Raw genomic sequence first — 25,068 nt, forward strand, 5'->3', positions numbered from 1 at the left:
AGGAGTTTCATCTATGTTCAAAATTACGCCGAATCCGCCAGAAACCGATCCGATTGCGGGCGACGAATCCCCAGACGCAAAGAAATTCAACGAAGCCGTCGACCGCGCCCTCTCCCATTACCTTGGCCCCGCCCCGGAAATCATGCGCACCCCGTATCAAACCAACACGATGTTTATCGCCAATCCAAAAACCAAGACTGAGGAGTTGCTGGTGAATGCCAGTGAATCGCTCGGCTCAGCTTCGGTGATGCTTGGGGATGTTATCGGGCTGGTTCACGGACCGGCACGCAAGACACTGCAAGGCATTGCGCAGGTGGTGATGCTTGGGGAGTTGGCGGTGAATCGGGCGTTGGATAACGTGGTGCCTACGGAGTAATGAGAAAACCTCCATGACGGTTGGGATGCCGTCATGGAGGTTGATCAGACACGCCCACCGAGACAAAAAATAATCTCGTCCTCTTTCTTCTAAAAATCCCCCCAAGCTACAGCCTGCTAGCGATTTCTTTCCAGATGTAGGCGTAGTTGTACTTCAGCCAGCGAACCAGCACTTTGTCGAACTGGCGACGAAACCAATTACGCTCTCTCGCAGCCAACCTTTCCTCAATCGACTCTCTGAGAGTTTCGGGGTCGAAGCCTGTCCACACCGGAGGTACAGCGGCCACAAGATTGGTGAAACACACCGGCGCGACCTCTGAATAGAGGATTTCGTAAAGGACGTTAGGGTCGACGCCTTTAACCTTCCTCGCCAGATAGTCATATTCGACCGGAAAATCGTTGAATGGCTCGGAGAGTGCCGCTCTGACCTTGGTCAGTTGTGGCTCAGTCAGAAAATGTCCCAATGCGTGAACTCCTCAAGCTCTTCATCCAATGAGCTCGCAACAGCTTCACCTGCAACACCGCCTGCGATTGTTCCAGCAAAAACCACTGCGATTGCACAAATGGGAGCACCAGGTCCGCAAAATGCGCTGACGCCCAACCCCGCAAGAATCCCACCAAATGCCCCTGCACCGACAATGATTCCTTGGCGCGCAGCTTCCTTAGGTTTGTTTTCAGCATTCAATATCTGATATGTCGCCAGAGCCGCCGTCACAACAACACCGAGCTTGCCCATGATCAGCATTTTTTTTGTACCGGCCGAGAACTTGGCATTATCCCGCCCCGAAGATTCCAGAATGGTGTAATGGACTTTGCTCTTCTCTACTTCCGAAAGGCTGTCGTAACCCTTTTGGAATAGGTTTTCAGAGTACATATTTAAAAGCGTTTTGAGCTCCGTCCCACCCTTTTTCTTCCTCTGGGCGATTGCCAGCCCCTGCGCAGAGGTGAATTTGCGATGCTCAACCATGATTTTGTTGCGCATCTCATGACTGAACTTCACTCCCTCTTGCGCCGTAATCTTTCCAGCTTTCACGTCATCGCGTGTTTGCTGAGATATGCGCTGGATGTTCTTGATGTAGCTCGCTCGAGTTTTTTCATCAGATATCGCATCCAGTGAAAACCGCAGCGCAGAGCCCTCCATCAGTTCTAAAGCCCGATCAAGAGGCGAGTCTTGCAAGGCGTGCTCACGCTGGACGACATAGCTGCCAGTGACAATGTACGGCTCTGTCATAGGATGGTCCTTATCCCAAAATCGAATTCAATAGACTTTCGGTGAGAGATGCCGCTTCTTCGGATGCTTGCTCTTCAAATTGGAGCATCACGCACGCCTTCCCCGATAGGTTCGAAAATTTAATGGCGTTGTCTTTATCAAATACACCGGGCAGCGATGAGCCGTCATCAAAATGCGCGGTGCAGGATAGGCCCTCGTAGCTCTCGTCCGCAGGTATTCTGAAGCCGATCCAACGCGCATGGCCCGCTAGTGGCGCAGGAGGAACGAAATCGTAGGGTGAATGGGTATCCCCGATAATTACCGTCCCTGACCCACCAACAACGACGCCGCCGTGAGTTCCACCCGTGTCGATGGTTGCGGCATTCTTACCATTGATGAATACAGTCGAAGACAGCCCAGATGCAAGCGCACTCCCGCATGTGCACGCGTCACCTTGCCGTGCCGCGGCTAGTCCGTCGAAAAACACGTCGGGAGACCCGACCGCAATAGGGTTGGTGCCGTGCCCTGGCAATGGGCAACTGTATGGATCACTTTTTCGCGCCGCTGGCTTAGCCACTATGACTTCCTGTCAAATCCTTGTGAGCGTCGTAAGCTACCAGAACAGGTCCCTTGTTAAAAATCTATGTGCTGGTGGGCGTTGCCTAACGCCCTCCAATAGCCGCACGCATTGGCTGATCAGCATTTGAACCGAGACGTCACAACTCGTATGGGAAAGGCTGCCTCTGATTGCATTCAAAGGCAGCAATCGGCCATAAGCGGTCACTCATATCAGGCTGCTTCCGGCCAAACGCTGTTGTACCTAGCCATCACCGCCTATACCAATCAAAACTAACTGAAAGACGATCTGGACGGCTTAAGTGCTGCTATGGAATCCTTGGGGCACGCAGTCCCTTCCAGCAGAGTCAACCTTTTATGCTTATGCAACTCCTGAGCAGCATGCTGCCGTCACTTACAATCCAAAATACAAAGGTGCATCTCGCACAACACAATGGGTTTGAACACCCAATGGATGTATTCCTTGCAGGCGATTTCGACGATTGGCAGTCATGGCAGTCCCGAAGGAACTTTGAATGCGAGTACGTGATTGGTCTGGTAGAACTGCCTGGCTCCAAGAAATGGTTACTGGCCGGTGTGTACGACTCACTCAAAGTCAACGAATCGAAGGGTAGTAAAGGGAATCGTGACTTCGTGTACGACTACCGCCGTGTGCCTGAATTTGCCCAGCTGGAAGGCCGCTTGATACTCGACTACGCAAAACCACGAGGTAACTATCTCTGGCTTGAAACGTGCCTGAAAAGCATGGTTGTATCATCAATGCTGGAGAAGCCTATGACAGTCGGCAAATTTCCCGGCTTCAAGGAAGTAGATATATCTCATAGGGAATTGAACATTATTGTCCAACAGGGTCTGGAATCTTGGCAGACAGCGCTTTCCAGCGTAGCAGGCGTGTATCTCATATCCGACCGTACTGAAGGCGAGCATCAGCTATACGTGGGCTCCGCGACCGGGATGGGCGGTTTGTGGGATCGCTGGGTTAACTACTCTAATAACGGACATGGTGGAAATATCCGCATACGAGAACTGCGAACCAAGCGTGGCAAAAATTTCGCAGAAAATTTCAGGTTTAGCATTCTCGAAATTGCGGATAAACATACAGGGAAGGACGAAATGATGCAGAAAGAAATTTATTGGAAGCGCCGCCTTCTGACGCGCGACAGCGGACTAAACGGAAACTGAACAGATCGGATATGCCCCTTTGCCACTCGACCAAATATTCTTCTGCATGATATATTTTAATTGTCTTTAATTTTGAAGTGTGTAGATGCTATGGACCTGCCACCAGAGAAACTATACAAATACATCCCTTCTGCTAGAGTTGACGTATTACAACATCTGACAATACGATTTACTCAGCCATCCGCACTAAATGATCCATTCGAATTTAATCTGCTATTCAGTGAGGCTTTATCAACTCAACAGCTTCGAGAACACTACGAAAAAGCAGATAAACATGAAATTGCCTTAGAAGCAATTAACAGCCTCCCAGATGAACAGAAAGCTTTGCTTGCGCTATTACCGAAAGAGCAGCTTGTTCATATGCTTGAGCAATTCATCTCAACAATGTTCAATTCGGAACAAATCAATAATATTCACGGAGCTTACATAACACCATTAACATCAAAATTAAAGAATAAACTTTATGAAGGTCTTAATAAAACAATTGGCATTTTGAGCTTGAGCGCAACGCCTGTATCCCCGCCTATGTGGGCAAATTATGCAGAAAACTCAACAGGATTCGTGCTGGAGTTTGATACAGCGCATCCTTTTTTCAATGGTCGGCGATCTGACAAGGATGAGTTTTATCACCTGCGTCGAGTAGTTTATGCTGATAGACAGCCAAGTGCCACAATGATGGATATGCCGTTTGATACTTTTGTCCTGAAAAGTAAAAGTTGGGAATACGAACAGGAATGGCGCATGCTCTTACCATTAGATGCAGCATGCAAAAAATTTAAAACCCCATCCGGTGATGATGTGTCGTTATTTGATGTCCCGGCTAAGGCGATTTCAAAAGTCATTATTGGCCTTAATTCAAAAGATCAAACAATCACCGAATTAGTAGGGATTTTAAATAATAGCAGCCATTTCGCTCACATCGGATTAGAAAAAATCCAGAAAGGCTCCACGGGTTTTGAATTGACCAAGTTTGAAAATGAATAGCGAATCTCTGCACTGAATGGTGCTATTTACCGACGACTGCATAACTATAATTACTGCTTTTGACAAGACTCGAAATGCGGACCGCTATGGGTTCGATAGTCCAAAGTGCGAATGAGTGTTCATGGCCGACGGCTGCCGCTCACGAACGACGTCTCTGGGCCAAGAACCGCTTATTGATTACATTTTTGGGCACGCAGAATCAGGAAACCGGCAATGACAATCAAAAAAATTCCAGCCCATGTAAAGATCTCCGGCGTTTCCTGGAACAGTACATAACCCCAAAGGCAGGCGAAAACCAAGTAGGCATAATCGAAAGTCCCGATAAGTGCTGGAGGCGCAACTTGGTAGGCCTTGGCGGTAGCCGTATTTATGAAAATCAGGGCGCAGGCGTAACAGAAGATAAAAAGCATCTCCTGCAAACCAGGCGTCTGCCAAGGCGAGAGTAGAAATGCAGCACCAGCGACGGTGGTCTCACTGACCATTAGCGATGCGATGCCTCCGATGACGGCGGCGAAAAGAAAAGCGATATTCAAGCCCAGAGCCAGTACAAGTGGATGATCATTGCGACAATGTCGGCGTGTCACAACCATCGCGATCGCATAGAAAACAGCCGCAATTACAGGTAGCAGGGTTGCAAGGACGAAAATGTCTGATCCCGGGCGTAACACCGTGGCGACACCCGTGAAGCCTATTCCTATCGCTACCCAACCCCGCCGTGATAACGGCTCACCCCCGTAAAAGGTGGAGAAAAGCGCTATGAAAAGGGGAGTTGTGTAGATCGCCACGGCAGCCACTGATAATGGGATCAACGGTAATGCTGAGTAGTACGTTACCCACATTAACAACAGCAGAATGCTCCTGATTGTCACCCAAAACATCGAGGCGGCTGAGTGTCGACCCGATCTGATGCCCCTGGCAAGCCAGACTCCAAGGGTGGGCACCGACAGGCAGGAGACGATGAGGAACAACTGCCAGAGAGGAAGTCTGGCGCTGAAGTATTTGACCGCTGCATCGGCCAGAGAAAGGAGAAAGACAGCAGCGCTTATTAGCCATATGCCCTTGGAAACGCTGTCGGCGCTTGCACTGTACTTGCTCACGAACCGCACTCCTGTTCCGTCAGTGAACTGAGATCCTAACAGACGGTGGCGCATTCCTAGGGCAAATAACCAACACGTCAGACGGCAATGTTCAGTGCTGGCCGTTGTGACTATCGTCCCCACAAGCTCTGGGCCTTAACGGCCAACTGCGAACGGCTGCTTTTGGCCGAAAGCAGCCCTTCGTGAATGGCAGCGATTGGCCGAAAGCTGAACCAACACCAACTACTACCACCCAGTCCAAAAAAAACGACTGCTTCCCTGATCACGCAGCCTCCTCAGTCCTTCTTTTTAAAAAATTTATTCGCGTAGTACCTCAAACTCCACCGATCCTTCGGCCTTGGCTTATAGTGCGTTTTATTCCTCTGCCCCGGCTCCCCGCCCACCCCACTCGCCGTGTAGTAATAAAGCGCAATCGACCGCCGAGTGATGTGTACCGGCGTAGTCAACGGCTCCGGATGCCCATGGTTACTATCCTTGTCCGTATTAAAAATCACACACCGGTTATAAACCGGTAGCACCTTCTTCAGGCATTTCTTCATCCCCACATCCCAAAGCTCCAGATTCCCGCCGTACGCCTCCTGCCAGTCCTCGGTCAGGTAAATGATCACGTTCAGCCGCCGCTCAACGTTGAGTTTTTTGTTCAGCCGGAAATCCGAGTGCACGCCGAGGAAGCCGCCGGTTTTGGTTTCGTGCAGGCCGCCGCCGGTGAAATAGGGATCGGGGATCAGCCCTTGAATGCCGGTGAGTTTTTCGAGGAATTCCAGCATCGGTGCGGAGTTGAAGGTGTTGAAGACGTTCTTCAGGTAGGGGCTGCAGGCGTTGGGGCTGATCTGGCGTTTGAGCTGGCCTTTGTAGCCGCGCTCGTAGGTCTGTTCGTTGGTGGTCGGTTCGACCGGGAAGTGTTCGCGGATGCTGGCGATGACGTCGGCTTGAAGGAAAGTATCGATGACGATGTGCGGGAATGGCGTGGCTTGGGTGTATTCGTGGGTCAGCGATTCGCCAAAAGCGCTGGCGGCGGTTTGGTCGAAGTCGAGTTCGGGGGTCAGGGTGATGGGGAGTGTTTGTGTGTTGGCTTGCATTGCCGCTCCAATTAACTTGAATGCTTTCAGGTCATGTCAAACAGGGCCAAGCGCTGGAGGCGTCGCCGCTATTTGTTGCTGAGTACAGATGCGAGCAGGTTGCCATGTCGGCATTGGCCTGCCGAGTGTCCTTTTCCTGAATGTGGCGCGGCGCTGTAACGGCATGTTTCTGACTGTCACAAACCCGTCATATTGCCTCTGCTAATCTCCTCGGCGCCCTGCCCTACACCCCAGTCCTAGAGCCCCAAACGAAGGTGCCGCCAAGGTGTTTCCGACTCCTGTTCGCCAGCAAATCATCCTGCGCTCCGACAACCTCCGTTCGGACGACTTCGGTGCACTGTTTTCCAGATTGTTTGGCAATCGTTATGCCGACAATCCGCCGCTGCCGTCGAACATCATTATTGGTGGTGTTTACGGTCGGCACGATGGCGTGAGTTTTCGGCGGATGCATTATCACGGTGATTTCACCGTCGCTTTCCCCGATCCACAGGATGAGATCACGTTCGTCATTCCCACTGCCGGCAAGATCGTTTTCAACCATGCCACCGAGTCTATCGGTATGTCGCACGTAGGGCTGGCAATCGATAAGGCGGATATCCGTTCGATGCACTTTCTGGATGATCACGCGCATCACGGCATGTCGATCAATCGTCTTCAGCTCACCGAACGACTGTCGGCGCTGTTGGATAAACCGATTCTGCAGAAGATCGTTTTTGAACCCAGCGTGGATCTGAATTCGGCGGCGTTTCAGGGGATCAAGGCGTTGATTGATCTGGCGACGGGGACGGAGTTTGACTTGTTGCTCAACAGTGGGACGTTGATGCCGTCGCGGTTGCGCGAGATGTTGGTTGATGCTGTGCTGGAGGCTTGGCCGCATAACTTTTCCGAGGCGTTGCGGCGTCCGGCGCCGATGGTCGCGCCAAGGCATGTGAAGCTGGCAGTGGAGTTTATTCAGGCGCATCCGGAGCAGTTGGTTAGTGGTGTGGATCTGGCGCGGTTGAGTCATGTGAGTCAGCGCGCATTGCAAGAGGGGTTTCGGCGGTTTGTCGGGATGTCGATTGTGGCGTATCAGCGGCAGGTGCGGCTGGAGCGGGCTTATGAGGTGTTGAAGCAGCGGGGTTCGGGGTCGGTGACCGAGGTAGCGTTGCGGTTCGGGTTTAGTAATGTGGGGCGGTTTTGTCAGTATTTTCAGGGGGCTTATGGGGTGAGTCCGGCGGGGTTGCGGGGGCGGGATTGAGGGTGTAAGTCTGTTGTGGTGATGGTGGCTGGGAAGGCGCTATCGCTAGCAGGCTAGCTCCCACACGGGTCTGCGGTGTGATTGAGATTGTTGGCATTCCACAAAACCTGTGGGAGCTGGCTTGCCAGCGATGGCGGTGGGTCAGGCAATGAAGAGGTTGGCTGTGCTGGCCAAATCGCTGGCAAGCCAGCTCCCACAAGGATTTTTGGTTTGGTTGGGATTGATGGCATCCCACAGGGGCTTGTGATGTGGCTGAGATTGATGGCAACTCACAAAACCTTTGATGTTGGTTGGAGTGGGGTCTCCCTTGACCCCGTTTTCTTTTAGAACGTGTAACTGGCCTTGAGGCCGCCGTTGAAGCCGTGGCTGTCGCCGCCGCCATTGGCGCCGACTTCTGCACCCAGGCTCAGGGCGCCGAGGCTGGCCATCACATTCACACCGCCACTGAACTGATCGCGATTATCAAAAGCCGCGCGTTGTTCGATGTCGAGGCCCAGCAGGTGGCCTTGGCTGTCGACCTGGTTGTCGCCCAGTGTGCGCTCGTAACCCACTTGCACGCCCGGCACCAGTTGCCATGCGCCCATCGTCACCGGGGCGAAACCGACGTTGAGGTTGGCGACGGCGCTGCGGCGGGTGGCGCTGTTGTCGTCGACGTCGAGGGACAGTTCGCTGCCCTTCTCTTTGAAGCCGTTGAGGTCGAGGTGGCTTACTCGGAAGCCCAGGCTCGGTTCGAAAGTCATGCCGTTGACCGGGGCGCGGTAGCCGAGGGCGACGGTGGCGCCGGTGAGGTTGCCGTGGCTGTTGCCTTTCGCGGTGCCGAGGCCGCCGCCGAGGTCGCGTTTGCTGTCGTAGTCGACGTAGCCGGCGCTGGCGTTGGCATCGAGGAACAGGCCTTGTTCGAGGCTGCTGAAGCCGTAGCGGGTGCCGACGTTGAGGAAGGTGAAGTCGGTGTCGGCTTCGCCACCCGCGCCGCCGACCGTGCCTTTGCTGTAGCCGAAGCCGCCACGTGCGCTGAGCTGTTCGCTGAAGCGTTGGGTGATGCCGACCATCAGGCCTTGGCTGTGTTCATTGCTGCTCTCGGCGTCGGCCGAGCCGTCGGTGCCGAGGTAGCCAGCGAGCGCGGTGGTCCAGAGGCGATATTGGCCGACCTTGAGGTCCGTGCCGCTGGCGAATGGTGCAGCGGCTTGTTCGATCATTGCGTTTTGGCGCAGCAGGTAGCTGGCGGCGTCGGCGTGAACCTGGCCGCCGACCTGCGATTCAACACCGCCGAGGGTGCCGGCGTCGATGGCCGATTGCAGGTAGTAGTTGTAGGCGCTGTAGGTGCCGGACAGGCTGGTGTTTTGCAATTGGCGGAGCATTTCGGCACCGGCGGCGGCGTTGCCGATCAGCCCGGCCTGACCCGGCAGGCTGTTGTATTCGACCAGTTTGCCGCGCAGCACATAGATGGTTTCCTGCGACAGACCGAGGCCTTGTTTAAGGTAGTTGTCCATGCTGCCGTATTCGGCGGTGACTTCATCGAGGCCGGCCTGAAGGTAACTGGCCTGGACGCCGAGCAACGGCTCGTAAATGGCGGCCATGCTCGGCGGCAGCGCTTTGAGCGTGGCGGCGACACGGGCGGCGGTATAGTCGTTGGTCGCCAGATAGTTGGCCATGATGGTCGCATTGTCGACCCCGGCGATGCTCTGCAACACGGCGGCGGTCCAGCCGGTGCGGTCCTTGCCGGCGGTGCAGTGGAACAGTTGCGCGGCGTCGACGCTGGCGAGTTCATTGAACAGCTTGCCGAACTGGCCGCGCATGCCGGCGTCACTGACGAAGGCGCGGTTGGTCTGCTCCATCATGGCGATGGCGTCGGCGGCGCTTTTGAAGGAAACGTTGGTGATATTCGCGCCAGAGGTGGTGCTGCCGATGATGTCGATGTTCTGGTAGGTCGCGCCGCTCAGCATTGTGTCGGGGGTCGCGGCGATTTCGCTGGGGGTGCGCAAGTCGTAGACCGCTTTGATACCGAGGCTGTTTAGGGTCGTCAGGTCAGAGGCCGTTGGAGTTACCGCGTTGGCGCGGTAGAACACGCCAGCGCGCATGGTGCCGTCGTGAGCGGTGGAATACGCGGAGGTGGTGCCAGCGACATCGCGGAAATTGTCCATGCCTTGCAGGCGCGGCGTGTCGAGCGGCACAGACTCGGCAGCATGGGCGGCGGCGATGGACAGACTCAGTACGGACAGCGAACACAGAAGACGTTGAAACACGGTGCAGCCTCATTGTTTAAGCGTTGGGCTGGTCACTATGGGTAGGCAAGTGATACTGAATATGACAGTTTCAGTTGGAATGGAAATGGCTGCGCGATCGGGCCGTGGGGTGCGTGATCGGTCCATCCGTTAAAACGGTTGGCGCTCATGAAGTCATCCAAATGGATAATGAGATTCAAGCGGTAACCGACGTTGCTGGAAACCTCGGCTTTCACACAACACCTGTGGGAGCGAGCCTGCTCGCGAATGCGGCGGGTCAGCTGAAATGATGTTGGCTGGCAGTTCCTCTTCGCGAGCAGGCTCGCTCCCACAGGAGATGTTTGTGTGACTGTCAGATGGGTTGATCTACAGCAATATTTGCCCCACACAGCGGCGTTATTCTGCAGTGGCTGAAAACAGCCGTGCTGTGCGCACGTCACAGGCCTTGTGGCCAAGGTGGCGCCATGAACAAAAAACGCATTGTCTGGGGGAGCGTTCTCCTGGGCCTTCCGTGTGTCTTGCTTCCGCTCATTTTGATGGGTTACGTCGCCTGGCTGTTGAATCTGGCGGCGGCGCAACAGCGCCTGGAAACCCTCGCTTCCGTTGCCTCCAGTCGCGCCCACGGGACTTTCAGTGAAGCGGCCGGTGCACTGAAATCCATCGCGGGTTCGCGTCTAGCGCCGTGCACGCCGGAAAGCATCGACGAGATGCGTCTGCTGACCATCAACACCCTCTCGGTGAAGTCGATCGGTTACGTCGAAGAAGAGATTTACGCCTGCGGTTCCTGGGGCCCGGTCGGACAGCACGCGACGCCATGGCGCGAGGATTTCACCACCTCGGACGGTGTGCGCGTGTCGCTAGGCGTGCAGTCGCGCATCGTTGCGGCGAAACCGATGATGGCGCTGCAGTATGCCGCGTTCAACGTGCTGGTCGATCCCGAGCAATTTCTGCATGTGATGCTCGATGAGGATCTGCATCTGACGGTCGGCACCGCGTCCGGGCAATTGATCAGCACCTCGCGCCCGGGTGCGGAACACTTTCTTGCTCGCGTGCATTCCGGCCCGCATTCGGGCCTTGCCGATGGCTATCTCTACACCCTCGTGCACAGCGGCGACTGGGTCGCCATCGCCGCGCTGTCGCGCCATGAGCTGATGCAAGGCTTGATCCGCCGGGAGTTATTGCTGTTGCCCATCGGTGGCTTGCTCGCGGGGGTGCTGGTGTTGCTGATCGTACGCCGCACTCGCCAACGCCTGTCGCCGCTGGCCGAACTGCAATTGGCGGTGCGCAACCGTGAGTTCGTCGTTCACTATCAGCCGATCATCCGCCTCAGCGACGGTGCCTGTGTCGGTGCGGAGGCACTGGTGCGCTGGCAGCATCCGGATGGCTCGCGGGTGTGCCCCGATGCGTTTATTCCGCTGGCCGAGCACAGTGGTTTGATTCTGCCGATCACCGATCAGGTCATCGACCATGTGATGCATGATCTCGGCCCGTTGCTGGTCAAGGAACGCAGCCTGCACGTGGCAATCAACCTGGCGGCGAAGGACGTCAGCAGTGGCCGCTTTCTGCCGAAGCTGGAAGCCGCATTGCGCCGCGCCGATGTGCAGCAGAAGCAGATCTGGCTGGAAGCCACCGAACGCGGCTTCGTTGAGATTGATGCCGCCCGCGCCACCGTCAATCGTGCCCGCGAGCTGGGTTATCTGGCGGCCATTGACGATTTCGGCACCGGATTTTCCAGTCTTCAGCATTTGCAGCAACTGCCGCTGGATGTACTGAAGATCGATAAATCGTTCGTCGACAACATCGATCACGACGCGGCGACCGGATCCGTGACCGGCCACATCATCGAAATGGCCAGGAGTCTGCGTCTACAAATCGTTGCTGAAGGCATCGAGACCGAAGCGCAGCGCGACTACCTGCACGGTCACGGTGTTCAGTTTGGTCAAGGCTGGCTGTTTGGCAAGGCTATGCCGGCGGAGGAGTTTTTACGGTTCTATCAAGAGCGGGCAAACGTGCTTGTCGACCATCCAGCGCTAGAAAGCGTGTAATTATCGACGAGCCCCGGACAAGCCACCCGTCAGCCGATCAAGAATCTGCACGAGCTCAGGTCGCGTCCATTTTTCCCAAGGGACGACCTCTTTGTTATCACCGGTGTGCCAATGCTCTCCGGAATCAAACGCCAAGTAGATGGAAAAAGCCGGTTCGGGCATTTCGGCATCCATGCCGAGGTTGACGATATCGCCGAACAACAGATTCATCACCTCGTCGCATGCGTGAAAGTCGCGTGCACCGCTAAGGAACTGATCGGCCATGGCAATCGCGACTTGATTCAACAGGTCGCGAGGATTCATCTCTACAGCCTGACAAATAAGGCTCAAGTCGTGAATTGTGTCTTGCTCCAGGATTTGCAGAACGTAATCAAGATCAGCGCGGCGCAGGGTCGGCAAGGCGTGTCCTCCAGGCGAGCAGTGAAGTGTGCGCGCAGCATGCGATGAATCACCGCCATTGCCAACGTCTGCTGCACACTTCAGTTGGTTTTGCTGACAACCTTGATGTCTGTAATCCCTACCCGTTCGGCATGCTCCAGAATCTGCTCGGGTGTTGAGTCAGCCGTGGGCATGATCAAGCCGTTTTCCGCGTCGCCCAGATGCAGTTCCAGCAAGTGCATCGCAGCCTCATGGTTGGCCAACTCCTGTTCCTTGAGTTCAAGCAGAAAGGTACGAGGCTCGCCGTTGAATCGGTAATCGATGTGAAAGGTGTTCATGATGTCATCCGCGTCAGTAGAAAAAGGCACTGATCATCCTGACGCAGCAGTCAGTTTTTAGTTCAATCGCAAAGCGAAGCGGTCAGACCTCCCCGCGACTCAAGGGAAGTCTCGACATGGTCGTGTTGTTGTTTTTTTCAACTCATCATGAACGCATCCAGTTCCTCATGGCGGGTAATCAGAACCGCAGGCGAAACGCCCAGGGTCAGCGCCAGTACGACGCTGCTGTGCAACAACTCGGTGTTTCGCTCGATATCAAACGCGGCGGTCATCAGATCGCCCAGATGATCGAATGCCTCAAGGATGTCCTGCACGACGGCTTGGCATTGCCGGTCGACTGTGGCCAGGTATTCGTTCATTCGTGCATCCAGGGTGGCCTGAATCCCGGCCGATTGCCCTTTGAGGAATTCAGCAAGCATCTTGCCAGCCACGGAGCCCACTACCGCGCCGATCACGGGAACAGGTATCAGAGCCTGCCCGGCGGCCGTAGCGATACCGACGATGGCCGACTCTGCGCAGACAACAGTGCCCAGGCTAATCAACTCGTCCAGATCAATCCTGCCGGCGTGGTAATCGACGATCAGGGTACTGACCCCTTTCGCGGCGCTGACCACAGCGCCGGCAAAAGGCGCAGCCATGTTTGCATAGTTGGTCATGAGGTAGATCGAGCCGCCGGCGATCGCACCGCCGATTGCTGCCGTGCCTGTATCGATTCCAACATCGGCCCAGTCCTGCGTGTTGAAATCACCCTTGAATACGTTTTTGCCTTCCTTGTATTTGGCGTACAGCGAAGTGGTCAACCCGACGGCACCTCCCACCGCACCTGCGATCGCGGCAGCCTGGGCCGCGCCAGCCAACGACGGGCCGTTTTCGCTGCGAATCTGTTCCTTGCGCTGATCATTGCGGTCGGCCAACGCATTCTCTTCCCGCTCAAGAGTGTCGAACACCTTGCCCTGTTGCGGGTCCGCGTAGTTCTGCAGGCTGGGTTTGACGACGTCCTGGAAAGGTTTGCCAGACGTCTCCTCGATTTCCTTGACCTTTGCCAGGATGGCCCTGACCGACTTATCACTCAGAGGACCGGGATCACCGTTGATGACGCGGGTGATGGTTTCGAACTGGTCCTTGGGAATCTGGTAAAAAGAGCCGTCTCTACCGAACGTTTCGTACTTGCTCATATGCTCAAGCACTTCGCCGAGCCCATTGTTGGCACCGTTGATGAACTTCGACTGAACCGCGATACCGTCCAGCAGGAAGTCCTCAGGTGCCGTGCGGCCGACGCCTTCGAACGTCGCAACGAAGTCGCCTTGTTCGACCAGCGAGCGGGCATTGCGCACCCCCACTTCAACCTGCTCGGCAATTTCTCCGTGTTTGGTCAAAGGGTTACCGAGGATCTTTTCGGGGGTTTTCAGAAACGCGCGAACAATATCAATTTGCTCAACCGCTTTGTGCAGCGCTTCGTCCTGACCGTTCAGTAACCGGGTAGTGGTCTGGATTCGAATGTTGTTGATTCCATCCACCAGTTGCGCAGTGATCTGGTCGCGGACAGTACCCGTCTCCGTCTGATCGAGCGCCATCATTCAGGCGCCTTGTTCAATAGTTGAGAAAGCGAGTTCATATGGTTGACGAGCGCGCCGAGCATGTTCTTCTGCTCAGCATTGAACAGCGAGTAGTTGTTTGGAGCGGTGCGCGTCAAAACACCCAGCAATACATCCATGCCGTCGGCGTGTTGCACGGTGCTCGCGATCATCCGGTCTACCCATTGTCTGGCGACGTTCAATGTCCGGGTGGAGGCTTCGATCTGTGCACGATGCTCGGCAGCCTCTTCGGCTATTTTCCGGTTTTTGCTCCGCGCATACAGACCGCCGCCCACAATGGCTGCGCCACCAATGCCCCAGCCAATGGGACCTGCCAGCGCGAGCAATGCCGATCCTGCAGACATTCCGCCACCGCCCGCCGCCAATGCACCTCCGCCCAACCAGGCAAGCGCAGCGTTGGTGGCGGCGGCGCCCGACAGCCCGGAAATCGCCGCACCGGTGGAAGCAGTGCCGAACGTGGTAGCAACTGCCATCGCGGCCGTCGGTGCGAACGCTGCTGTACCGACACCCGCGGCTACACCAGCAGCCGCCGACGAGCCGGCCGTGAATTCGACCTTGGAGGCTTCGATGTTGAGCTTGTTGACCAAGCCACAAAATGATTGGGCCTCGGCCCTGAAAGTCCCAAAGGACTTTTCGAATTCCTTGGGTGAGTTGGCCAGGTGGTTGATGAACGTCTCGACCGATCTCATCAATTCGGTACTGGCGCGGTGGCGCACGGTATGCAGACCGGTACAGGCTTTCTCGACATCGTCAGCGACAAGCGTCTGACGATTGCGGGCCTTTTCAAGTTGCTCCAGCGCGTTTTTTTTAAGATCACCATTGAACATTGAACGAATTCCATCTCGATTGTGGCAAAGTGCCACATATTAATGGAATCGACAGATATGGCAATTAGCCTTTAACGCCTGACGGCAGAGCAGTTGCGCATTTTTTACAGGGAGAACGAGATGGGTTTCAGGGCGCCTTCAAATCAGATAACGGTGGTGTATGCGGACGGATACGTCAGTGCCGCCAACATCATCGAGGCACGAATCCAGGCGTTTGCCGGGTATACCAGCCGTCTGTGGGATGTCGGCTTTTATGATGCCAACAAGGCCACGCTTGACAGCGATCAGCGGGTCATTTTTCTCGGTGGGCCGGATGAGAATTCGGCGGCCGCCGCTTACGCAAAAGTGTTTTCGAATCAGGAGAAAGCCTTCGGTTGTGTTTACTCCATCGCCGGTTCCAAAGCGCTGATTTACCCCACCGGTGAGGCACCGGACGATTCGCTCCAACCGGACGATTCCACTCATTTTTATAGCGACAGCTGCGGCAACACGCGCTCCAAAAACAGTTTTTCCTCACTCTCAGGCATCGAATCGTCTTTGGTGTATCAGGCAGTGGCCGGTGTTTTCGGTGGTGGCCTGTTCAACCGGATGTTCAAACCGAAAGTACCCACGCGGCAGGAGCAACTGGAAACCGGTTGCGAAGAGTTCATGCAGCAACGATTCGCCCGCTGGGTCAATTTTGACGCGACCCGGGCAACGCCCTGATATCACTCATCCGTGGCGACAGTAGACCAACGATGCAAGGGTTTTCCCCCGAAGGAGCAATATGACAACGCTGAAACAAGCTGAAGACAAAATGGAAGTTGACGCAACGCTGCGTGAGGCCTATCTCTTCGAGGCCGCGAACAAAAAGGTGATGTTGATCGCCGTGACGGAACAGTCCCGGCTTGGCCAGATCGAAGAAAAGCCTGACTTTGAGTACTATCGCGCCCGCGCAACCAAGCCGGGGACATTCAATAATCAGTTTGATCGATTCGGCAATTGCGTTTCGGTCACGGTCTGCCACCAGACCCATACCGTAATGTTTGGTCCGACCAGTCAGATCCAGATGTACCCGGAAGGACACGGCCTGGGCCCGGCCTTGATGGCCCGCGTCATCGACTGGCTGCATCGCAAAGGACTACAGAACTACGTCATTCAACCGGGCATGCTTTCTTCTCACACAGTCAATGGCGACAGTGAGCGCCAGCGCCGTAATCAGTTCTACATGAAGGTTGGGTTCGTGCTGAGCGGCAGTGACAAGAATGGTCAAAGCGCGCAAGGTCTTGACGTGCTCAGCGGTCACTTCTCAGCGCCCACGGTCGGTGTCCTGAAGGTACAAAAGGCCTACCTGGATCGACTTGTTCCCTGCTCCGACTTCTATAGCAAACTGAGTACTGAACGGTATGTCGCACAGCAGAATGTCTGGGATATTCAGAGCCATGTAGCCTGGGCTAAAGGCAGCAGCTGGGCGGCACTGCTGAAGCGTAGCGTGCTGTTCATCATGAACTCGCCGATCGACAAACGCTGATTCATTCGCTTAGCGGGCTTGGTTGATCGCCAAGCCTTTTGAGCCTCGTGTATTCAAATCCTGGATGTCGGTTGCAACCGTCAATCCCTCCCATGCAGGCTGTTCCTGCAACTGTGCCCTCCCGCATCGACCGCTACGCTCAAGCCAGTCGCACGCACCACTGACGACTCGAAATCCGGTTCGGCTAATGTGTCGTCAACGCGCAAAGACTTTAAATCATCCTCGTACCATGCAAACTTTTCGCGTCGGCAGGCGTCCTTTTCTTAAACCCCTTAGCGGCTGATTTCAGCCAAGGACTGGCGATGACCTTCTTCATTTTTCTTCTGGCCTGCGCAGCAGCGGCAACCACCGGCGTGATGTTCAAACCGGGCCCGTGGTACGAAGGGCTGAACAAACCCGGCTTCACCCCGCCTAACTGGGCGTTCCCCGTGGCCTGGACGATTATCTATCTGCTGCTGGCGTGGGCCGGTTACCGCTTGAGCCTGATCCCCGGCAGCCAGACCGTGCTGGCGCTATGGGCGGCGCAGATTGCGTTGAACACGCTGTGGACGCCAGTGTTCTTCGGCGCGCATCAGGTGTTGGCGGCGATGGTGATTCTCACCGTGTTGTGGCTGGTGGTCGCGGCGATGGTGGTGCTGGCGATACAACTGGACCTGATCACGGGGTTGATCCTGTTTCCTTATCTGGCGTGGCTGTGCGTGGCGGCGGCGTTGAATTTTTCCATCCTGATCAAGAACCGCTGATGAGCAATGCCAATGGGGGTATTGCAACACCGTGGCCGCAAGGCGAGCGCGAGTTGGCGCAGGTGCGTGCTTTCAACAGGAAGCTTGCCTGGCTGCCACGCTTCAAGATCCGCAATCGCCTGACGCCGCGTTTGATTCAGGCGCTGCTGCGCCTCAGTCAGATGGGCGGCTGCGGCGTGTTACGCAAGTTTGGTCTGACGGCCGAGCGCAAGCTGATTGATAACGTGCCCGTACGGATAATTCGCCCCAAGGGCCCGGCGAAAGGCGTGGTGCTGGATTTTCACGGCGGCGGCTGGGTGATCGGCAACGCGCAGATGGACGACAACTTCAACGCGGCCATCGTCGATACCTGCGAGGTGACGGTGGTTTCGGTCGACTATCGATTAGCGGTTTCGACGCCGATTGAAGGTCTGCTGCAAGACTGCCTCAACGCTACTCGCGGAATATTGCTAGAAGCCGAATTTGCCGGTCTGCCCGTGGTGGTGGTCGGTGAATCGGCGGGCGGCCATCTGGCGGCGGCGACCTTGCTGGCGCTCAAGCAATGGCCTGATTTACTGCAACGCATCAGCGGTGCGCTGCTGTATTACGGCGTCTACGACCTCACCGGTACACCCAGCGTACGCAACGCGCCTGCCGACACGTTGGTGCTGGACGGCCCCGGCATGGTCGAGGCGTTGCGCCTGCTGACGCCCGACATGACTGACGAGCAGCGCCGCCAGCCACCGTTGTCTCCGCTGTACGGCGACTTCGCCGGTTTCCCGCCCGCGCTGCTGTTTGCCGGCGAACTCGACCCGCTGCGCGACGACACCCTCGACATCGCCAGGCGTTGGGCGCAATCAGCGCCGGTCGACATGTACGTGTTGCCCTCCTCACCTCACGGTTTTATCCACTTCCCCACGGCCATCGCTCAGGGCGTTCTGGCCTACAGCCGGAAATGGATTTCGGCGCACGTTAAGGCAAATCTTCAGCCCGCTTGAAAACCGGCTGCCCAGGCCAGCTGGCGATACGCCGCGACCAATTGTTCGAGGTTAAACGCCAGATTGCGTCCGCTGGGATTGGGCAACACCCAGACGGCCGCATGGCCGAAGGTCTCGGCCTGAAGCCCCCAGCCAATGAGCGTTTTCCCGGACAGGCCCGAATAAGCCGCTTTGCCGAGAAACGCCACATGCCCCGGTTTGTAGCGGGCAATCTTCTGTTCGAAATCGGCCGCAGCGGCGACAAACTCCTGCGCCGATACTTGATCCGCCCGCGCGGTCGGCCGTGCGACCACCGCCGTCAATCCGCACTGATACTGCAGAATCGAGCGGTCGTTTTCCGGGCGCACTTCTTCGGGTGTAAACCCGGCCAGATGCAACGTGCGCCAGAACCGATTGCTGCGCCCGGCGAAATGATGTCCTTGCTCCGCCGCGAGCAGACCGGGATTGATCCCGCAAAAGACCACTGACAGGTCTTTCGCGAGAATGTCTTCGAGGCCGTTCATGAGCGCGTTCAGCCGCAAATCACACTGACGGCGTTGCGCACAATCGCGGTCAGCTCTTCACGGGATTTGCCCGCCCGCGCGCGGATCGAAATGCTGTGCAGCAGCGAAGAAGCGATCACCGCCAGCGCGGCCAAATCACTCCCGGCTTTCAGTTCGCCAGCCTCGATTGCTGTTTGCAGACGCGCTTGCAGATCAGCATCCAACTGGCTGAGGCGTGCCGACAGCACATTGCGGATTTCCGGGTCTTCAACCGCTTCGGTGGTCGCCGTGCCGATGGCAAAGCAGCCACGAGGCTGGCCGTCGCCCGAGAAGTAGATCGCCAATTGCCCCTCATAAAAACCGCTCAGCGCCTGGGCCAGGGTCAGGCTGCTGTCGGTCAGCGCGGCCTGCATGGCGGCGTGCGCGGTGTCCCAATACTGATCCAGAGCCTTGATATAGAGCGCGTGTTTATCGCCGAACGCGGCGTACAGGCTTGGCCGGTTCATCCCTGCGGCGGTGGCGATGCTGTCGAGGGATGCGCCGGAATAACCGGTGTTCCAAAACACGCCAAGGGCCTGTTGCAACGCTGTTTGCGGGTCATAGGCGCGAGGCCGGCCGCGGCCTTTTCCTTCTGTCGGTTTATTTTGTGCCATGTCGTACAAATTCCTTGCAAGGATGAGAAGTCGCTCATATTCTTACACCATCGCACAAAATTAAGGAACCAGAAATTCCTTGGTCAACAGCTTTGTTGTGGCGCAGCTCGAATGGGCTGTAGCAACGACGAACAGCGGTAAGGAGCGATCCTCCCCCACCGCGCACGGATTTTGATTTTTCGCAGCCATTAATCACGTCGCGGCCACAGGCGATTGCCCCGGTCGGCCCGATGTCCCGTTTGCGCTTCAGCATTTTGGATAGAGCAGATCATGACCCAGCCAATTGATCTCACCGCAGCACATGCCAGCGCCCAGCCGATCCGGGATCTGTCGGACGCCCCGCCAAAAAAACCGCTCAAGCAAAGGCTGCGGCCACTGTTGATGGCCGGCCTGCCCGCGCTGTTCGCGGTCATCGGTTACAGCCAATACCGGGCGAACGAGCCTTACGTCTCCACCGACAACGCCTATGCTCGCGTGGCCAAGGCATCGATCAATGCGCGGGTGTCCGGGCAAGTGGTCGAGATCGCCGTGGACGACAACCAACCCGTGCGCAAGGGCCAGGTGCTGTTTCGCCTTGACCCGCAACCATTGCAAATCGCGGTCGACCGCGCCGAAGCCCAGTTAGGCAACGCTCGCCTGCGCATCGACGGCCTCAAGGCCGGCTATCGCCAGCAGCAGGCCGAACTGCAATCGGCGCGAGCGTCGGCGGACTATGACCAGAAAGAATTCGCCCGTAAAAAAGCGCTGGTCGTCAGCGAATTTGTCTCGCGGGCGGCTTATGAGCGCGCCGACACAGACCTGAAAGTCTCACGCCAACGCATCGCCGCGATCGAGCAACAGATCGCCAGCACCGTGGTCGCCCTCAACGGTGATCCTGATATCGCCATCGACCGCCACCCTACGGTGCGTGAAGCCAAGGCTCAGCTCGACGAAGCGCAGCTCTATCTGTCCTACGCCACAGTGACCGCACCGGCCGACGGCATCGTGGCCAAGGTCGACGACTTGCAGGTGGGTAATTATGTGAGCAACGGCAGCGCGGCGTTCGCGTTGATTTCCGGCCACGAGACCTGGGTCGAAGCCAACTTCCGCGAAACCCAACTCACCCACATGCGGCCCGGTCAGACCGCGACGATCACGCTCGACACCTATCCAGACCGGCCCTTCAAGGCCCACGTGATCAGCATGAGTCCCGGCGCCGGCGCGGATTTCGCCCTGCTGCCGCCGGAAAACGCGACCGGCAACTGGGTCAAGGTCGTGCAGCGGGTGCCGGTGCGCCTCGAACTCGACGACGCCGACCCGACCATGCCGCTGTTCTCCGGCACCAGCGCCACGGTTGAAGTCGACACCGGCCACCGCACGCCGTGGTGGTATCCACTCAAGTCGTTGCTCAGCGCGGGGTAATTCGTGATGAACGCCATTACACGCAACAACTTGGCCGATCTGCGCGCATTGCGCTTTGTGGCGCTGCTGGCGACCTATCTGCAATCGATGAACCTGCCGTTGCCCAATGCCGCGCTGCGTTTGATACAAGGCAGTCTGTCGATGACTGACGATCAGGCCGGGTGGATTTTCACCGCTTATCTGGCCGCCAGCGCGATCACTTTGCCGGTCGCTCAGTGGCTCGCTGCCGCCTTCGGCTTGAAGCGGGTGTATCAGATTGCCCTGGTGCTGTTTGCCCTCGGTCTGTGGCTCGGCACGTTAGCGAGCACGCCGCTGGAATTCATCGCCGCGCGCATTCTGCAAGGACTGGCCAGTGGCGTATTGGCGCCGCTGTCGATGGCGATTGCCCTGGAAACCCTGCCGGCGGAAAAGCGTCCTGCATTCGGCGCGAAATGGACAGCGCTGGTGCTGTTCGGCATCGTCAGCGGCCCGAGCATCGGCGGCCTGATCTGCGAGTACTTTGACTGGCGGCCGATGTTCTACCTCAGCCTGCCGCTGACGGCGTACATCTTCCTGGTGGCGACGTTGCTGCTCGCCGAGAAAAAAGCCGAGCAGCGTCCGCCGTACGATTTTTTCGGTTTCGGCAGCTTCACCCTCGGCATGATCAGCCTGCAGATGCTCCTCGACCGCGGCGAGCGCCTGGACTGGTTCGACTCGCTGGAAATCTGGATTGAAGCGCTGGCCTGCGGGCTCGGGCTGTACCTGTTCATCGTGCATCGGTGGACGGCCAAGGTGCACTTCGTCAGCAAGGCGTTGCTTAGCGATCGCAACTTCGTGCTGTCGACAGTGATGTTCTTCGCCCTCGGTTTCGTGCTGCTGTCGACCATGGCGCTGACCTCGCCGATGCTCGACGAAATCATGGGCTACCCGCCAGACACCACCGGTTTTCTGACCATTCCGCGCGGCTTCGGCCTGGTCGGCGCGTTCCTGCTGATGGGGCGTGCGCCGGGCTGGATCGACACCCGCGTGTTCATCGCCGCCGGCCTTGCGCTGGTGGTCTACGCCAATTGGCTGATGCTCGGTTACTCGCCCTTGATGGACTGGACACCCGTGGCATGGAGCGGATTCATTCAAGGCGTCGGCCTCGGCGTGTTGATGCCGGCGCTGAGCAAGGTCGCCTTCAGCACGCTCAACCCGACATTGCGCCCGGAAGCCACCGGCCTGTTCAACCTGATGCGCGTCTATGGCAGCACCCTCGGTGTGGCGGTGGTACAGATCTTTTTCTTCAACAACACCCAGGCCATGCACATGGCGCTGGTCAGCCAGTTGACGCCCTACAGCACGGCGCTGCCGACCTCGCTATCGGCGCTGGAAGGCTTGAACCATCTGGTGACCCATCAGGCCGCGTTCGTCGCGGTGATGGGCCAGTTCAAGATTCTGATGCTGGTGATGCTCGCGGTGAGTCCGCTGGTGCTGTTGCTGCGCAAACCGGCTGCGGCCAACTGATCTTTGTGGAGTCTGCAAAATGAAAACGTCTACGCGCTTCACTCGTTCTGCAATCCCCGGCACCTTCAGTGCGCTGGCCTTGATGGTGATGCTGTCGGCCTGCACCGTCGGCCCCGATTTCCAGCGCCCGACCACCGGTTCCTCAGCGCACTACGATGAGCAAGCCGAGCAGTCGACCGGTGCTCAGCGTTTCGACATGGGCCAACGCATTCACGGCGATTGGTGGGCGGCGCTGCGCTCGCCGAAGCTCGACCAGGTGATGCGCCGCGCCATCGACGGCAACCTTGAACTGGTCGCCGCTGACGCAACGTTGCGTCAGGCCGCCGCGTCTGTTGCCGCAGCAGAAGGCGAACTGTACCCGCAAGTCGATTTTGCGGCAGCGGGCGGTCGGCAGCGCACTCACAACGGGCCGCAGCCAAGCGTTGCCAATATCTACGCCATCGGCCCGCGTGTGGCATTCGATCTGGATGCCTTCGGTGGTATCAAGCGTGAAGTCGAAGGCCAGCAGGCGTTGGCGGATTTGCACAAACACCGCTACGAAGCGGCCTACCTCACATTGACCGGCGAAGTGGCCCGACAGGCGTTGCTGATCGCCTCGGCCAACGCGCAGATCGCGGCGGTGCAAACGCTACTGGCCAATGACACGAAAAACCTTGATCTGGTGCGCCGCGCCCAACAGAGCGGCAGCACCACGCGCATCGATGTTTCACTGGCCGAAACCCGCCTCGCTCAGGATCGCACCCTGTTGCCGCCCCTCGCCCAGCAGCGTGATGCGGCGCGGCATGCGTTGTCGATCCTCGCCGGCAAAGGCCCGGCTGACTGGATCGCGCCGGACTTTACCCTCGACGACTTTGCCTTGCCGACGACGCTGCCGGTCAGCCTGCCCTCGGAAACCGCGCGCACCCGCCCGGACATTCTCCAGGCCGAATCCGAACTGCACATGGCCAGCGCAGCCGTGGGGGTGGCGACGGCCAATCTCTATCCGCGTATCGAACTGTCGGCCTCGTTGGCGCAAGCCGCTTCAGGCAATGGCGGCGCAGCGCTGTGGGGTTTTGCTGCCGGACTGACCGCGCCAATCTTCAATGGCGGAACGCTGAAAGCCGAACGTCAGGCCGCCGTCGATGGCTACAACGCCTCGCTCGCGCGTTATCAGCAGACGGTGATTCAGTCGTTCGGACAGGTCGCGGACAGCTTGCAGGCGATCCATCACGGCGCCGAACAAAACCTCGCGCAGGACGATGCATTGCGCGCCGCTGACAGCAGCTTTCGCCTCAACCAACAGGCTTACGCCCAAGGCGAAAACAGCGTGCTGCAAGTGCTCGAAGCCGAGCGTGCCTACGAGCAAGCGTTGCTCGGGCAGATTCAGGTGAAGACCACGCGCTATCTCGACACCGTGCAGTTGTTCGTAGCGTTGGGCGGCAATGCCGTCGGCGTTTTCGAGCAGAAAATCGCCGCCCGCGCAGGCACCGGGCAAACACCGCTGTAACCACCGACACTGGAGAAAAACCATGACTTACGAAGCCTTTCACGATGCGCTTCGCGACACCCGCTGGCCGCTGAACAACGGTGCAGGCTCGATGCCGGCCGTTGGCTTTGGCACCTTGTTCCGCGATTTGAGCACCACCACTGAAGCGGTCAAATGCGCGCTGGAGGTGGGTTTCCGCCATTTCGACTGCGCCGAGCGCTATCGCAATGAAACGCAGATCGGCGTGGCCTTTCAGCAGGTTTTCGCTGCCGGCCAGATTCGCCGTGAAGACGTGTTCATCACCACCAAACTGTGGAACACCAACCACCGGCCCGAGCGGGTCAAGCCGGCCTTTGAGGCGAGCTGCCAACGCCTGCAGACCGACTACATCGATTGCTACCTGATCCACACGCCATTCGCTTTTCAGGCGGGGGATGATCAGGACCCGCGCGACGTGTTCGGCCACGTGATTTACGATGGCGAAGTCACTTTGCTCGACACCTGGCGTGCGCTGGAAAGTCTGGTGGACGAAGGTCGCTGCAAGTCTATTGGCCTGTCAGACATCACGTTGGAGGCACTGAAAGAAATAGTCGCCGCAGCACGGATAAAACCGGCCGTGGTGCAGATCGAGTCGCATCCGTACCTGCCGGAATGGGAGATGCTCGAGTTCTGCCAACAGCACGGCATCATCCTTCTTGCGTTCGCGCCGTTGGGCCACGGGATGCAGCCGAACGTGCTGGAAGATGCGGTGCTGACCGGCATCGCCCGGCATGTACAGAAAACCCCGGCGCAAGTGGCACTGGCGTGGGCGGTGCAGCGTGGTACGGCATTTCTGACGACATCGGCGACGCCAGCGCATATTCAGGAGAATTTTGATGTTGCGACATTGCCGCAGCGGGCAATGCGTGAAATCAAGGAAGACATCAGCACGCGGATCCGCTTCAATTCGGTGGTGGAAACTGGAGTGCCGGGGTTTATTCCTGGGCGTACGTCTTGAAGTTTGTGGCGTGACGCCGAGTGTAGCCCTCACCCCCCGCCCTCTCCCCGAGGGAGAGGGCGCCTGATCGCGTGCTATTCAAATCCTGAGTTCGACTTGATATTTCAGGTCGGCGGACAGCGCAAGGCACCTCGGTCAGTCCCCTCTCCCTCAGGGAGAGGGTTAGGGTGAGGGGCCGCCATTAAAAGTGAACAGCGACTCACCAACACC

General features: G+C 57.3%; 25 protein-coding genes. 13 read left to right on the forward strand and 12 right to left on the reverse strand.

The annotated features are described in order from the left end of the window. Positions 1-13: 13 nt before the first annotated feature. Entirely contained in the window at positions 14-376 is a 363-nt protein-coding gene (locus tag ACZ0A4_RS10605) for a DUF6124 family protein (RefSeq protein ID WP_463574529.1), read from the forward strand. A gap of 106 nt (positions 377-482) precedes the next feature. Here ACZ0A4_RS10605 and ACZ0A4_RS10610 read toward each other — a convergent pair whose 3' ends face one another. The 3 genes from ACZ0A4_RS10610 to ACZ0A4_RS10620 are packed head-to-tail and all read right to left on the reverse strand — an operon-like array spanning position 483 to position 2,162. Beyond that, positions 483-839: a DUF7079 family protein gene (locus ACZ0A4_RS10610; RefSeq protein WP_463574530.1), complete on the reverse strand. Its 357-nt coding sequence runs from the start codon at positions 837-839 to the stop codon at positions 483-485. Next, positions 824-1,606 (reverse strand): hypothetical protein, encoded by a 783-nt coding sequence (locus ACZ0A4_RS10615; RefSeq protein WP_463574531.1) that lies wholly within the window; start codon positions 1,604-1,606, stop codon positions 824-826. Before ACZ0A4_RS10615 ends, ACZ0A4_RS10610 begins: the two co-directional genes overlap by 16 nt. A 10-nt stretch (positions 1,607-1,616) precedes the next feature. Then, positions 1,617-2,162, reverse strand: a complete 546-nt coding sequence (locus tag ACZ0A4_RS10620; RefSeq protein WP_463574532.1) for a PAAR domain-containing protein — start codon at positions 2,160-2,162, stop codon at positions 1,617-1,619. A 356-nt stretch (positions 2,163-2,518) separates the two neighbouring features. Between ACZ0A4_RS10620 and ACZ0A4_RS10625 the strand changes: the two genes are divergently transcribed. Both ACZ0A4_RS10625 and ACZ0A4_RS10630 read left to right on the forward strand, forming a co-directional pair. After that, positions 2,519-3,343, forward strand: a complete 825-nt coding sequence (locus tag ACZ0A4_RS10625; protein ID WP_463574534.1) for a GIY-YIG nuclease family protein — start codon at positions 2,519-2,521, stop codon at positions 3,341-3,343. 90 nt (positions 3,344-3,433) lie between these two features. Then, positions 3,434-4,327, forward strand: coding sequence for a DUF2971 domain-containing protein (locus ACZ0A4_RS10630; RefSeq protein WP_463574535.1), 894 nt, complete (start codon positions 3,434-3,436; stop codon positions 4,325-4,327). A 170-nt stretch (positions 4,328-4,497) separates the two neighbouring features. Here ACZ0A4_RS10630 and ACZ0A4_RS10635 read toward each other — a convergent pair whose 3' ends face one another. After that, positions 4,498-5,424: a DMT family transporter gene (locus ACZ0A4_RS10635; RefSeq protein ID WP_463574536.1), complete on the reverse strand. Its 927-nt coding sequence runs from the start codon at positions 5,422-5,424 to the stop codon at positions 4,498-4,500. 275 nt (positions 5,425-5,699) lie between these two features. Continuing rightward, a complete protein-coding gene (locus tag ACZ0A4_RS10640; RefSeq protein ID WP_463574537.1) occupies positions 5,700-6,503 on the reverse strand; it encodes a 2OG-Fe(II) oxygenase in 804 nt (267 codons plus the stop codon). 265 nt (positions 6,504-6,768) lie between these two features. Between ACZ0A4_RS10640 and ACZ0A4_RS10645 the strand changes: the two genes are divergently transcribed. Continuing rightward, on the forward strand, positions 6,769-7,740 hold the full coding sequence (locus tag ACZ0A4_RS10645; RefSeq protein WP_463574538.1) for an AraC family transcriptional regulator: 972 nt from the start codon (positions 6,769-6,771) through the stop codon (positions 7,738-7,740). A gap of 323 nt (positions 7,741-8,063) precedes the next feature. Here ACZ0A4_RS10645 and ACZ0A4_RS10650 read toward each other — a convergent pair whose 3' ends face one another. Then, complete coding sequence (locus tag ACZ0A4_RS10650) at positions 8,064-9,983, reverse strand: tyrosine-protein phosphatase (protein ID WP_463574539.1); 1,920 nt, start codon at positions 9,981-9,983, stop codon at positions 8,064-8,066. Between the two features lie 497 nt (positions 9,984-10,480). Between ACZ0A4_RS10650 and ACZ0A4_RS10655 the strand changes: the two genes are divergently transcribed. Then, positions 10,481-12,007 carry an EAL domain-containing protein gene (locus ACZ0A4_RS10655; RefSeq protein WP_463574540.1) on the forward strand — a complete coding sequence of 509 codons (1,527 nt, stop codon included), beginning with the start codon at positions 10,481-10,483 and terminating at the stop codon, positions 12,005-12,007. Here ACZ0A4_RS10655 and ACZ0A4_RS10660 read toward each other — a convergent pair whose 3' ends face one another. The 4 genes from ACZ0A4_RS10660 to ACZ0A4_RS10675 all read right to left on the reverse strand — a co-directional run bounded on the left by ACZ0A4_RS10660 (position 12,008) and on the right by ACZ0A4_RS10675 (position 15,145). Further along, positions 12,008-12,406: a hypothetical protein gene (locus ACZ0A4_RS10660; RefSeq protein ID WP_463574541.1), complete on the reverse strand. Its 399-nt coding sequence runs from the start codon at positions 12,404-12,406 to the stop codon at positions 12,008-12,010. Positions 12,407-12,486: 80 nt separating this feature from the next. Continuing rightward, a complete protein-coding gene (locus ACZ0A4_RS10665; RefSeq protein WP_463574542.1) occupies positions 12,487-12,723 on the reverse strand; it encodes a hypothetical protein in 237 nt (78 codons plus the stop codon). 137 nt (positions 12,724-12,860) lie between these two features. Next, positions 12,861-14,300, reverse strand: a complete 1,440-nt coding sequence (locus tag ACZ0A4_RS10670; protein ID WP_463574543.1) for a hypothetical protein — start codon at positions 14,298-14,300, stop codon at positions 12,861-12,863. Next, positions 14,297-15,145: a hypothetical protein gene (locus ACZ0A4_RS10675; protein ID WP_463574545.1), complete on the reverse strand. Its 849-nt coding sequence runs from the start codon at positions 15,143-15,145 to the stop codon at positions 14,297-14,299. The genes ACZ0A4_RS10670 and ACZ0A4_RS10675 overlap by 4 nt, the downstream gene beginning before the upstream one ends. A 120-nt stretch (positions 15,146-15,265) precedes the next feature. On the opposite strand from ACZ0A4_RS10675, the gene ACZ0A4_RS10680 reads away from it, so the two are divergent. From ACZ0A4_RS10680 to ACZ0A4_RS10695, 4 genes are all read left to right on the forward strand, one after another. Beyond that, positions 15,266-15,850: a hypothetical protein gene (locus ACZ0A4_RS10680; RefSeq protein ID WP_463574547.1), complete on the forward strand. Its 585-nt coding sequence runs from the start codon at positions 15,266-15,268 to the stop codon at positions 15,848-15,850. Between the two features lie 61 nt (positions 15,851-15,911). Beyond that, the gene (locus ACZ0A4_RS10685; RefSeq protein WP_463574549.1) at positions 15,912-16,655 is read left to right on the forward strand and encodes an N-acetyltransferase; all 744 of its coding nucleotides are present in this window, start codon (positions 15,912-15,914) and stop codon (positions 16,653-16,655) included. A 302-nt stretch (positions 16,656-16,957) separates the two neighbouring features. Then, the gene (tspO, locus tag ACZ0A4_RS10690) at positions 16,958-17,398 is read left to right on the forward strand and encodes a tryptophan-rich sensory protein TspO (RefSeq protein WP_007916213.1); all 441 of its coding nucleotides are present in this window, start codon (positions 16,958-16,960) and stop codon (positions 17,396-17,398) included. Then, entirely contained in the window at positions 17,398-18,375 is a 978-nt protein-coding gene (locus ACZ0A4_RS10695; protein ID WP_463574550.1) for an alpha/beta hydrolase, read from the forward strand. The genes tspO and ACZ0A4_RS10695 overlap by 1 nt, the downstream gene beginning before the upstream one ends. Here the strand turns inward: ACZ0A4_RS10695 and mug are convergent. After that, on the reverse strand, positions 18,363-18,878 hold the full coding sequence (gene mug, locus ACZ0A4_RS10700; RefSeq protein WP_463574551.1) for a G/U mismatch-specific DNA glycosylase: 516 nt from the start codon (positions 18,876-18,878) through the stop codon (positions 18,363-18,365). The genes ACZ0A4_RS10695 and mug overlap by 13 nt on opposite strands. 8 nt (positions 18,879-18,886) lie before the next feature. Then, positions 18,887-19,510, reverse strand: a complete 624-nt coding sequence (locus tag ACZ0A4_RS10705) for a TetR/AcrR family transcriptional regulator (RefSeq protein WP_463574552.1) — start codon at positions 19,508-19,510, stop codon at positions 18,887-18,889. Between the two features lie 270 nt (positions 19,511-19,780). Here ACZ0A4_RS10705 and ACZ0A4_RS10710 point away from each other — a divergent pair, with 270 nt between their 5' ends. The 4 genes from ACZ0A4_RS10710 to ACZ0A4_RS10725 are packed head-to-tail and all read left to right on the forward strand — an operon-like array spanning position 19,781 to position 24,858. After that, entirely contained in the window at positions 19,781-20,911 is a 1,131-nt protein-coding gene (locus ACZ0A4_RS10710; protein ID WP_463574554.1) for an HlyD family secretion protein, read from the forward strand. A gap of 6 nt (positions 20,912-20,917) precedes the next feature. After that, complete coding sequence (locus ACZ0A4_RS10715; protein WP_463574556.1) at positions 20,918-22,396, forward strand: DHA2 family efflux MFS transporter permease subunit; 1,479 nt, start codon at positions 20,918-20,920, stop codon at positions 22,394-22,396. Positions 22,397-22,415: 19 nt separating this feature from the next. Then, a complete protein-coding gene (locus ACZ0A4_RS10720; protein ID WP_463574558.1) occupies positions 22,416-23,882 on the forward strand; it encodes an efflux transporter outer membrane subunit in 1,467 nt (488 codons plus the stop codon). Between the two features lie 22 nt (positions 23,883-23,904). Then, positions 23,905-24,858 (forward strand): aldo/keto reductase, encoded by a 954-nt coding sequence (locus ACZ0A4_RS10725; protein WP_463574559.1) that lies wholly within the window; start codon positions 23,905-23,907, stop codon positions 24,856-24,858. Positions 24,859-25,068 lie beyond the last annotated feature (210 nt).

It is taken from the genome of Pseudomonas sp. AC172 (assembly GCF_979258595.1).

Excerpts from the sequence above, each read along its gene's own strand:
- ACZ0A4_RS10725 (WP_463574559.1), top strand. The coding sequence starts at position 23,905 with ATGACTTACGAAGCCTTTCACGATGCGCTTCGCGACACCCGCTGGCCG.
- ACZ0A4_RS10680 (WP_463574547.1), top strand. The coding sequence starts at position 15,266 with ATGGGTTTCAGGGCGCCTTCAAATCAGATAACGGTGGTGTATGCGGAC.
- ACZ0A4_RS10605 (WP_463574529.1), top strand. The coding sequence starts at position 14 with ATGTTCAAAATTACGCCGAATCCGCCAGAAACCGATCCGATTGCGGGC.
- ACZ0A4_RS10685 (WP_463574549.1), top strand. The coding sequence starts at position 15,912 with ATGACAACGCTGAAACAAGCTGAAGACAAAATGGAAGTTGACGCAACG.
- ACZ0A4_RS10625 (WP_463574534.1), top strand. The coding sequence starts at position 2,519 with ATGCTTATGCAACTCCTGAGCAGCATGCTGCCGTCACTTACAATCCAA.
- ACZ0A4_RS10665 (WP_463574542.1), bottom strand. The coding sequence starts at position 12,723 with ATGAACACCTTTCACATCGATTACCGATTCAACGGCGAGCCTCGTACC.
- ACZ0A4_RS10705 (WP_463574552.1), bottom strand. The coding sequence starts at position 19,510 with ATGGCACAAAATAAACCGACAGAAGGAAAAGGCCGCGGCCGGCCTCGC.
- ACZ0A4_RS10640 (WP_463574537.1), bottom strand. The coding sequence starts at position 6,503 with ATGCAAGCCAACACACAAACACTCCCCATCACCCTGACCCCCGAACTC.
- ACZ0A4_RS10715 (WP_463574556.1), top strand. The coding sequence starts at position 20,918 with ATGAACGCCATTACACGCAACAACTTGGCCGATCTGCGCGCATTGCGC.
- ACZ0A4_RS10630 (WP_463574535.1), top strand. The coding sequence starts at position 3,434 with ATGGACCTGCCACCAGAGAAACTATACAAATACATCCCTTCTGCTAGA.
- ACZ0A4_RS10695 (WP_463574550.1), top strand. The coding sequence starts at position 17,398 with ATGAGCAATGCCAATGGGGGTATTGCAACACCGTGGCCGCAAGGCGAG.
- ACZ0A4_RS10670 (WP_463574543.1), bottom strand. The coding sequence starts at position 14,300 with ATGATGGCGCTCGATCAGACGGAGACGGGTACTGTCCGCGACCAGATC.
- ACZ0A4_RS10720 (WP_463574558.1), top strand. The coding sequence starts at position 22,416 with ATGAAAACGTCTACGCGCTTCACTCGTTCTGCAATCCCCGGCACCTTC.
- tspO (WP_007916213.1), top strand. The coding sequence starts at position 16,958 with ATGACCTTCTTCATTTTTCTTCTGGCCTGCGCAGCAGCGGCAACCACC.
- mug (WP_463574551.1), bottom strand. The coding sequence starts at position 18,878 with ATGAACGGCCTCGAAGACATTCTCGCGAAAGACCTGTCAGTGGTCTTT.
- ACZ0A4_RS10615 (WP_463574531.1), bottom strand. The coding sequence starts at position 1,606 with ATGACAGAGCCGTACATTGTCACTGGCAGCTATGTCGTCCAGCGTGAG.
- ACZ0A4_RS10710 (WP_463574554.1), top strand. The coding sequence starts at position 19,781 with ATGACCCAGCCAATTGATCTCACCGCAGCACATGCCAGCGCCCAGCCG.
- ACZ0A4_RS10675 (WP_463574545.1), bottom strand. The coding sequence starts at position 15,145 with ATGTTCAATGGTGATCTTAAAAAAAACGCGCTGGAGCAACTTGAAAAG.